The 244-nt window shown below is 71.7% G+C and carries 1 pseudogene; it reads left to right on the forward strand.

What is annotated here, in order from left to right:
* Positions 1-244 (forward strand): annotated as a pseudogene (locus ACWJ6R_RS38310) (phospholipid carrier-dependent glycosyltransferase); the annotation flags it as partial.

Below are 244 nucleotides of genomic sequence, written 5' to 3' on the forward strand. Positions count from 1 at the left end.
GTCGGCACGCCGGTCATCTGGTACGGCGGGCTGGCCGCCCTCGTCGCCATGGTCGCCTGGTACGTCGCCACCCGCGACTGGCGCGCCGGAGCCGTGCTCCTGGCCTACGCCGCCGGCTGGCTGCCCTGGTTCTACTACGCCCTGGCCGACGACCGCACCATGTTCATGTTCTACGCCGTCCCCATGGTCCCGTTCATGATCCTGGCCGTCGTCCTGGCCGCCGGACTGGTCATCGGCCCGGCGC

Source organism: Planomonospora algeriensis (assembly GCF_977012225.1).